8 protein-coding genes and 1 pseudogene are annotated in these 8,350 nt (G+C 59.2%); 5 read left to right on the forward strand and 4 right to left on the reverse strand.

Going from position 1 to position 8,350, the window contains the following annotated elements:
• The 3 genes from FEV53_RS18835 to FEV53_RS18845 all read left to right on the forward strand — a co-directional run.
• On the forward strand, nucleotides 1-1,091 hold a 1,091-nt coding region (locus FEV53_RS18835; protein ID WP_142836238.1), incomplete at its 5' end, for a bifunctional sulfate adenylyltransferase/adenylylsulfate kinase.
• 12 nt (nucleotides 1,092-1,103) lie between these two features.
• Nucleotides 1,104-1,859: a 3'(2'),5'-bisphosphate nucleotidase CysQ gene (cysQ, locus tag FEV53_RS18840; protein WP_142836239.1), complete on the forward strand. Its 756-nt coding sequence runs from the start codon at nucleotides 1,104-1,106 to the stop codon at nucleotides 1,857-1,859.
• Between the two features lie 30 nt (nucleotides 1,860-1,889).
• The gene (locus FEV53_RS18845; protein ID WP_142836240.1) at nucleotides 1,890-2,639 is read left to right on the forward strand and encodes a TSUP family transporter; all 750 of its coding nucleotides are present in this window, start codon (nucleotides 1,890-1,892) and stop codon (nucleotides 2,637-2,639) included.
• Nucleotides 2,640-2,646: 7 nt separating this feature from the next.
• Here the strand turns inward: FEV53_RS18845 and FEV53_RS18850 are convergent, their stop codons facing one another.
• From FEV53_RS18850 to FEV53_RS18865, 4 genes are read right to left on the reverse strand one after another with little or no spacing between them, the layout of a single operon-like run.
• Nucleotides 2,647-3,864, reverse strand: coding sequence for a sulfotransferase family protein (locus tag FEV53_RS18850; protein WP_185962329.1), 1,218 nt, complete (start codon nucleotides 3,862-3,864; stop codon nucleotides 2,647-2,649).
• A gap of 20 nt (nucleotides 3,865-3,884) precedes the next feature.
• Nucleotides 3,885-5,144 carry a TRAP transporter large permease gene (locus tag FEV53_RS18855; RefSeq protein WP_142836242.1) on the reverse strand — a complete coding sequence of 420 codons (1,260 nt, stop codon included), beginning with the start codon at nucleotides 5,142-5,144 and terminating at the stop codon, nucleotides 3,885-3,887.
• Nucleotides 5,145-5,148: 4 nt separating this feature from the next.
• Nucleotides 5,149-5,628 (reverse strand): TRAP transporter small permease, encoded by a 480-nt coding sequence (locus FEV53_RS18860; protein ID WP_142836243.1) that lies wholly within the window; start codon nucleotides 5,626-5,628, stop codon nucleotides 5,149-5,151.
• 26 nt (nucleotides 5,629-5,654) lie between these two features.
• Entirely contained in the window at nucleotides 5,655-6,653 is a 999-nt protein-coding gene (locus tag FEV53_RS18865; RefSeq protein WP_185962330.1) for a TRAP transporter substrate-binding protein, read from the reverse strand.
• 280 nt (nucleotides 6,654-6,933) lie between these two features.
• Between FEV53_RS18865 and FEV53_RS18870 the strand changes: the two genes are divergently transcribed.
• Both FEV53_RS18870 and FEV53_RS18875 read left to right on the forward strand, forming a co-directional pair.
• Nucleotides 6,934-7,284, forward strand: a complete 351-nt coding sequence (locus FEV53_RS18870) for a transposase (protein ID WP_221931679.1) — start codon at nucleotides 6,934-6,936, stop codon at nucleotides 7,282-7,284.
• 106 nt (nucleotides 7,285-7,390) lie between these two features.
• Nucleotides 7,391-8,350: pseudogene (locus tag FEV53_RS18875) on the forward strand (IS3 family transposase); the annotation flags it as partial.

Here is an 8,350-nt window from a genome sequence, read left to right on the forward strand (position 1 = left end):
GCGCCGCCAAGGAAGCGCAGGCCAACCTGCTGATCCACCCTGTGGTCGGCATGACGAAGCCGGGCGACGTGGACCACTTCACCCGCGTGCGCTGCTACGAGGCGGTGCTGGACAAGTACCCGCAATCGACCACCACCATGTCGCTCTTGAACCTCGCCATGCGCATGGCCGGCCCGCGTGAAGCCGTCTGGCACGGGATCATCCGCAAAAACCACGGCTGCACCCATATCATCGTGGGCCGCGACCACGCCGGTCCGGGCAAGAACAGCCAGGGCGAAGATTTCTACGGTCCCTATGACGCGCAGGAGCTGTTCCGCGCGCACCAGGACGAGATCGGCATCGAAATGGTGGACTTCAAGCACATGGTCTATGTGCAGGAGCGCGCCCAGTACGAACCTGCCGACGAGATCGAAGACAAGGATAACGTCACGATCCTGAACATCTCCGGCACCGAGCTGCGTCGCCGTCTGGCCGAGGGTCTGGAAATCCCCGAGTGGTTCTCCTTCCCCGAGGTGGTCCGCGAGTTGCGCCGCACGAAACCGCCGCGCGCCCAGCAGGGTTTCACCGTGTTCTTCACCGGTTTCTCCGGCTCCGGCAAATCCACCATTGCCAACGCGCTGATGGTCAAGCTGATGGAGATGGGGGGCCGTCCGGTGACGCTGCTCGATGGCGACATCGTGCGGAAGAACCTGTCCTCCGAGCTGGGCTTCTCCAAGGAGCACCGTGACCTGAACATCCGCCGGATCGGCTATGTGGCCTCCGAGATCACCAAGAACGGCGGCATCGCGATCTGCGCACCCATCGCCCCCTACGCGACAACCCGTCGCGCGGTGCGTGAGGACGTGGAGCAGTACGGCGCCTTCGTCGAGGTCCACGTGGCGACCACCATCGAGGAATGCGAAAAGCGCGACCGCAAGGGTCTCTACAAGCTGGCGCGCGAGGGCAAGATCAAGGAATTCACCGGGATCTCCGACCCCTATGACGTTCCTGCCAACCCCGAGCTGCGCGTCGAGACCGAAGGCACGGACGTCGACAACTGCGCCCACCAGGTGATCCTCAAGCTCGAAAGCATGGGCCTGATCACGGCATAAGGAACCGTACCAATGACCTACCAAGAGATGATTGACGCGCTCAAACCCGTCGCGCGGGCGGCGGGGGCGAAAATTATGGACGTCTACGCCAAGGATCCCGAGGCCGATTTCAAAGGCGACGGCAGCCCTGTCACCGAAGCAGACCAGGCTGCCGAAGCTGTGATCCTGCCCGCATTGGCGGAAATGGCCCCCGATGTGACCGTTATTTCCGAAGAGAATGCCGCCAGCCACAACCTGAAGGCGCCCGAGCGGTTCTTTCTGGTCGATCCGCTGGACGGCACCAAGGAATTCCTCAAACGGGACGGCAAGGGCTCTTTCACGGTCAACATTGCGCTGATCGAAAATGGCGTGCCGGTGATGGGCGTGGTCTATGCACCTGCGCTTGATCGCATGTTCACCGGCGCGGTTGGATTGGGGGCTGAGGAAGAGGGTAAAGGCGCGATCACGACCCGCAAAACGCCCCCTCAAAGCGGCGCGGTCGCCGTCGCAAGCGCCTCGCACCGCGACGCGGCGACCGACGCCTGGCTCGCAGATCACGGGATCACGCAAACCGTTTCCATAGGCTCGTCGCTGAAATTCTGTCTTGTGGCCGCAGGAGAGGCGGATGTCTACCCACGCTTCGGGCCGACGATGGAATGGGACACGGGCGCTGGCGACGCAGTTCTGCGCGCGTCCGGGGGTATCGTGGAACTGCCGGACGGCACTGCTTTTACCTATGGAAAACCCGACTATCGCAACGGGGCGTTTGTCGCGAAAGCAAACCCGTGATCAGCTCACCATCGGCAAAAGGTCGCGTCCATGCTTGACATCGCCGACCTCTCGAACGGCACGCTGGCGTTCCTCGCCATGTCGGTGTTTGTGGCCGGTCTCGTCCGGGGCTTTACCGGTTTCGCCGCCTCTGCCACCGTCATGGCGCTGGCCACCGTGGTCATGGCGCCGATTGATCTGTTGCCGGTCTGCCTTTTGCTAGAGCTGATCGCGTCGGCTTTTCTGGTTCGTGGCGGCATCAAGGAAGCCGACTATGGTCTGACAATACCGCTGGTCGGTTTCGCCTTCATCGCGCTGCCGGCCGGTCTCTATCTGACCAAGACGATGGACCCCGACCTGTCGCGGCTGATCGTGTTGGGAGTGGTGGCCGGATTGGCTGCGCTCCAGCTCGCGCGTATCCCTCTGCCCTTCGGGCGCGGATTTGCTTCGAGAGCCGTCGTTGGCGTCTCTGCCGGTTTAATTCAGGGTCTGGCCAATGCGGGCGGCCTGGTGCACGCGCTGTATGTCCTTGCGCTGGATCTGCCGCCACGGACCGTCCGGGCGACGATGATCCTTGGGGTCATGATCAGCGGCGCGATGGGTGTTTTCTGGCAGGTTGCAATGGGTATTCTGACGGTTCAGGCGCTGGCGCGTGTCCTGCTGGTCTTCGTGCCGTTTGTGATCGGACTCTGGCTGGGACGCGCCGGGTTCACGCCGGAAAACGAAAAATTTTATCGGCCCATCAGTCTGGCTTTGCTGATCGTTCTGGCCAGCGGCGGCATCCTGCGTCTGGTGGTCTAGAGCCGCGTCAGTCGCGGCCCAGATAAGTATCGATATAGCCCGCAAAGCGTTCGTTGATCATGTCTTCGGAGAGGCCGAAATCGCTGATCTTGTAGGTGTGCTTGCCGTATTTGTGCTGCTGGTGCTCGCGCGTGTGCTGACCAACGGTGAAGGCCACCTCGTCTGACCACTCCAGACCAAACTTTTCATGCACACCGCGGACGCAGGCGACCGGGCTTTTCAGCATGTCGGTGTACTTGTGGTCGTAGATCTTATGCTCCAGCCCGACGCGGTTGCGCAGATGGGCCTGCATGCTCTTGTCGCTCAGATCCAAGATAGCGCGGCCATGGCGGTGCATATCGAGATCGTCGCAGGTCAGATCGCAGACAAAGGTGTTGAGTGAGCAATAGCTGGGCACGCATTCCGTGGGTTGGCGGTGGGTCTGAACCAGCATCGCATTGGGAATATGCTTGAGGATCAGATGCGGGTTTTCGAGGTGCTCAATGGATTTGACCACCAATCTTTTGCCCGGATGCGTCGCCTGCAATATACGCAACAGGTCGGCGTAATCGGCGTATTTCTTATCCGCATCGGCCGAGGCGTAGTACCAGTCCATGTATTTATAAACGACCATGAATTCGGTCATGGTCCGCGCCGCAAAGGTGCCACCCATCAGCCAGAAGCACTCTTCCAGCGTATGCGGCCGGATATAATGCATCGCATCCAGATGCGGGGTGAACAGCTCGCGTGGGCGGATGATCGCCTCGGCGGTCTTGATCCGGTCTTCGGCGGAATCGCTGGCGTTGCGGTTCATCGGCAGGTTCAGCTCCCACCATTCCAGGCCATGGCAATCGGGCGCGGCGGACAGCATGCGCTGCAGCGCCGTCGTGCCTGTGCGGGCGAGGCCAGAGACAATGAGCGGCGAGATGAGCTCGGTCCTGATGTCGGCGTGATCGCGATTGCGCCGGTCCTGCAATAGCAGGCGGGTTTCCAGAAAGTTGAGGATCGTGCCTTCGGCAAGGAAATAGCCATATGCGTTGACGCGCGCATCCGTATTGATGCTGTCGCAGAGCACCTCCAAACCTTCCTTGAAGTAGGGATCGCCATAATCGTTCAGGCGCACCCGCTTTTTGGCCTTCTTCATCAGCTTCTCAGGGTCGAGCGCGCGCGGTACACCGCCGACCATCTGCCCGAGTTGAAACGCCTTGTTCAGACCGCGAAAGGCCAGAGGCTTGGGATAGGCCATAGTCGGCTCCTTATCTTGTGCTACCGGATCAGCGCCATGGAAAGCCATGGAATGAACGTCACCAGGATCAGGAAGAACACCATCAGGCCAAGGAACGGCAGAACCGACCGGACCACTGTCGAGAATTTCTCCTTGAATGCAGTCATGGCCACGATCAGGTTCAGGCCGATGGGCGGGGTCAGGAAGCCCAGCTCAAGGTTGACCACCATGATGATCCCGAAATGCACCGGGTGGATACCGAACTGCGCTGCCCCAGCGTAAAACAGCGGGCCAAGGATCAGGATCGCAGGGATCGCATCCACGAAACAGCCCACGATCAGCAGCGCAATGTTGACCGCGATCAGATAGGTGATCTTTGAAGTGAACGTGTCCGACAGAAAGGCGGCGAAATCCTGCGGCACGCCCTGAACGGCAAGCAACGACTTCAGCGAGATGGCCACAGCAAGGATCGGGAAGATTGAGCCGAGCAGCTGCGCGGTGTATTTGAAGATGCCGAAGAAGGCCAGGAACCCAAGCTCGCGGTGAATGAATAGCTCGACAAAGAGCGCATAGGCCAGACCCACCGCCGCAGCCTCGGTTGGTGCAAAGTAGCCCGAATAGATGCCGCCCAGAAGGATGACGGGCAACATCAATGCCCAGATGCCTTCGCGTAGCGCATGGGCGGCCCGGGGCCATGAGAAGGGCTTCGGTGGAATATGACGGTTCCGGAAAAAGCCGTAGAAGGACAGGATCGCCGTCAGCAGCAGACCGGGGATGATGCCTGCCAGAAACAGATCCGCGATGCTGGTCTCGGTGATAATTCCGTAGATGATCAGCGGGATGGAGGGCGGGATGATGATCCCAAGGGTGCCCGCCGACGAAAGCGATCCAAGGGCGAATTTCTTGTCATAGCCTGCGTCCTTGAGTGCCGGATACAGCACCGTGCCCACCGCCAGCAGCGTGACTGCGGACGAGCCGGAGATCGACGAGAAGATCGCGCAAGACAACACCGCTGCGATCGCCATGCCGCCCGGCAACCATTCAGTGAAGGCGCGCACCACATCAATCAGGCGCTGCGCGCTTGAACCGGTCGACATAGTCGCCCCGGCCAGCATGAACATCGGAATGGCCAGCAAAACCTCGCTATCCAGCGCGGCCCACATGTCTTCGATCAGGTAGACGACTTCGCCGTCACCGTAGAAAAAGTGAATATATGCCGCTGCGATCAGCAGGATCAGGACCACGCTCTGACGCAGGACCAGAAGGCCAACCACGATGGCCAGGAGGATCAGTGCAGTCATGGCGTCAATCCCTCAGGATGGGTCGCGGCTTCCACTCGGGCTGCCAGGCAAAGATCAGATGTTTGAAGGCGGACGAGAAGAACATGTATGGAAAGACCAGCTGGAATGGCCAGAGCGGCACACGGATCAGCTCTGCCATGTCCTTGAACTCGTGAGATTGAACGACGAACTTAATGGCGAAATACCCAAGAAAGATATGCAGGATCGCCGACAGGATGTCGCCCACCCGTGGCGTCCATTTGTAGGGCAGGACCCCATCTGCAAACGTCGGTCGCAGATGGGCATTTTCGCCGGTCGCAATAACCATGCCGAGAGAGCCCGCAATGATCGCCGAGAGAACTGCAACCTTTGCACCGCCGTCAATGCTCGTGGTGAAGATCTCGCGCGCGAGAACCTGACTGAGCAGAAGGGTTGCCGTCAGAAGGTAGGCAAGGACGGCAACCGTTGACTCGAGCCACAAGAGGAGTTGAACGAACAGGCGCATGATACGGGTCTTCCGTTAGTGGGTTATCAAGAGCCGCAGGCTGCTTTCGCCTCTTCCAGCTTGGCACGGATATCTTCCGACTGGCCGCCGATCTCGGCAAGCGAAGCGTCAAGCACACCGTCTGCAGAGGCACGCCACGCAGCGAGTTCCTCTTCGGTCGGGTAATGCACATCCACGCCCGCCTCGGCGATCTGGCCAAGCAATGCCTTTTCCGCGCCAAGGATCATTTCGGACAGCTCTGCACCCATCGGCGCGACGCTCATGAGCCAGCCCTGCTCCTCGTCGCTCAACTTGTCCCAGACGCGCTGCGAGATTGCGAGCGACCCGACGAGGCGGTAGTGCTGCGTGACGGTGACATGCGGCGCTAGCTTCGGAATGCCCACAGCGATGCCGTAGACGGTCGGGATATTGACCGCGTCGATCGTGCCGGTTTGCAAGGCGGGGATCATATCAGCAACGCTGAGCGGCGACGGGGTTGTGCCAAGCGCGCTCATGAAGTCGCGCTTGATGATCCCGTTGGCGACGCGGATCTTCAAACCGCCCATATCTTCGGGCATGCGGACGGGCCTGGACGAGAAGATGTTGGTGTGACCGACTTCCATCCAGGTGACAGGCACAAGATTGTTTTCCGCCATCAGCGGCTCAAGAATACCCGCCAGGTGGTTGTGCTGAACGCAGGTTCCCTGTTCGGTGCTGTCAAAGAAAAAGGGGGCTGACATGATCTCCAATTCAGGCATGACCACCGACAGCGGGTCATTGGTCACATAAATCATGTCCAGACGGCCCTTCTGGGCTTGGCGGGTCATGGTGACCTCGTCGCCAATCTGACCATCCAGCAGCAGTTGCAGCTTCAGCTCGCCTCCGGACACGGTTTCGACCTGTTCAGCAACTTTGGTGATCCAGGCACCCCAAGGCGATTGCGTTGGCGCAACGGACCCCACACGCAACACGGTTTCTGCCAGAGCCGCAGACCCGGTCAGACCGATGACAAGTGCCGCGACTGAACTCAAAACTTTCATTTTCATTTTTATCCTCCCAGAAAGGACAGGGTTTCCCCCCGCCTTGATCAGTGCCGCCCGCTTCATGAGCGCAGGTCCTTTGGTGGCCCAGCATCGCCAACACTAAGGCACTCGTCACTTTTCAGGAATATCACCTATGTGACAATTCGATGTCTGCTTGAAAATCATTCACTGTGTGGGTCTGCTGTAGCGTGTTCAATAGATAAAGCTTAGGGCGTATTTGCCTCTTTCCCGGCCCGTTCAGATGATCCGCCCATAGGCGACCTGACTGCGGTCGGTCATGTGGTTGAGAGGGATTGCGATTTGTGGACAGCTCCGTGAGGTCTACAGCGCCGAGCCCGCCGAGGCGGCCCAGGACGCGCTGGAGGAATTCGACGAGGTCTGGGGCAGGCAATATCCTTCGATCGCCCAGGTCTGGCAACTGGCATGGGCCGAGGTGACCCTATTTTTTGCTTTCAGCTCGGAAATCCGCCGGGTGATCTATACCATGAACAGGATCGAGAGCCTGAACAGCGTGATCCGGAAATCGATCAAGACGCGGGGCTCGTTCCACTCCGAGGATACCGGCGAGAAGCTGATCCATCTGGCGATCCGCGGGCACGTCACGCAACGTCAGAGGATGACTGACAGCGGTTAACCAATTCGCCAGAATATTCGATGATCGCTTTTCGCCGTTTGCTCGATAAGTGGTCTTCCCCCACTGAAGTGGTCCTCCGCTATGTTTAGGAAAACGGAGGAAACAGATGGCAAACAAGCGACCAAAGCCAGAAGAGATTGTTACGAAGTTACGGCAGGTTGAGGTTCTGACGGGGCAAGGGATGCCGCGTCTGGATGCGATCCGCCAGATCGGCGTGACTGAACAGACGTTCTACCGCTGGAAGAAAAAGTACGGTGGAATGGGCACGGACCAATTGAAGGAACTTAAGCGTCTTCAGAAAGAGAATGAGCGCCTGCGCAAGGCCGTTTCGGATCTGACCCTGGACAAGCTGATCCTGGCGGTGGCCGCAAAGGGAAACTTCTGAGCCCCGCTCGTCGCCGTCCTGCATTGATCGTGTTCGTGCAGAATGGAACGTTTCGGAACGCCGCGCGTGTCGCGTTCTCAGACAACACCGATCGACACAGCGCAAAGCACCTGCCGGTCGCCCGGACGAAGAGCGCTTGGTGGCGGATATGATCGAGCTAACCCGGCAATATGGACGGTATGGCTATCGTCGGATTGCAGCAATGCTCAGAGATGCTGGCTGGCATGTGAACGACAAGCGCGTCGAAAGACTGTGGCGACGAGAGGGGCTGAAGGTGCCAATGAAACAACCAAGAAAAGGACGGCTTTGGCTGAATGATGGATCGTGTGTCCGGTTGCGGCCTGAGCATCCAAACCATGTTTGGTCATATGACTTCGTGCATTGCCGGACGGACGATGGGAAGGCGTTCCGTACGCTCAACATCATTGACGCGTACAGCCGGGAATGTCTGGCGATCCGTGTCGACAGGAAGTTGAACTCAGGCAACGTCATCGATGTGCTGAGCGACCTGTTCATCCTGCGCGGCGTGCCAGCATTCATTCTGTCTGACAACGGCCCGGAGTTCGTTGCTCAAGCCGTACAGGACTGGATCAAAGCTGTCGGCGCGAAAACGGCTTACATCGAACCTGGATCGCCTTGGGAGAACGGATACTGCGAAAGCTTCAACGCCCGTTTCCGCGA

Source organism: Palleronia caenipelagi (assembly GCF_007004065.1).
In the GTDB taxonomy this organism is placed as follows: Bacteria; Pseudomonadota; Alphaproteobacteria; order Rhodobacterales; family Rhodobacteraceae; genus Palleronia; species Palleronia caenipelagi.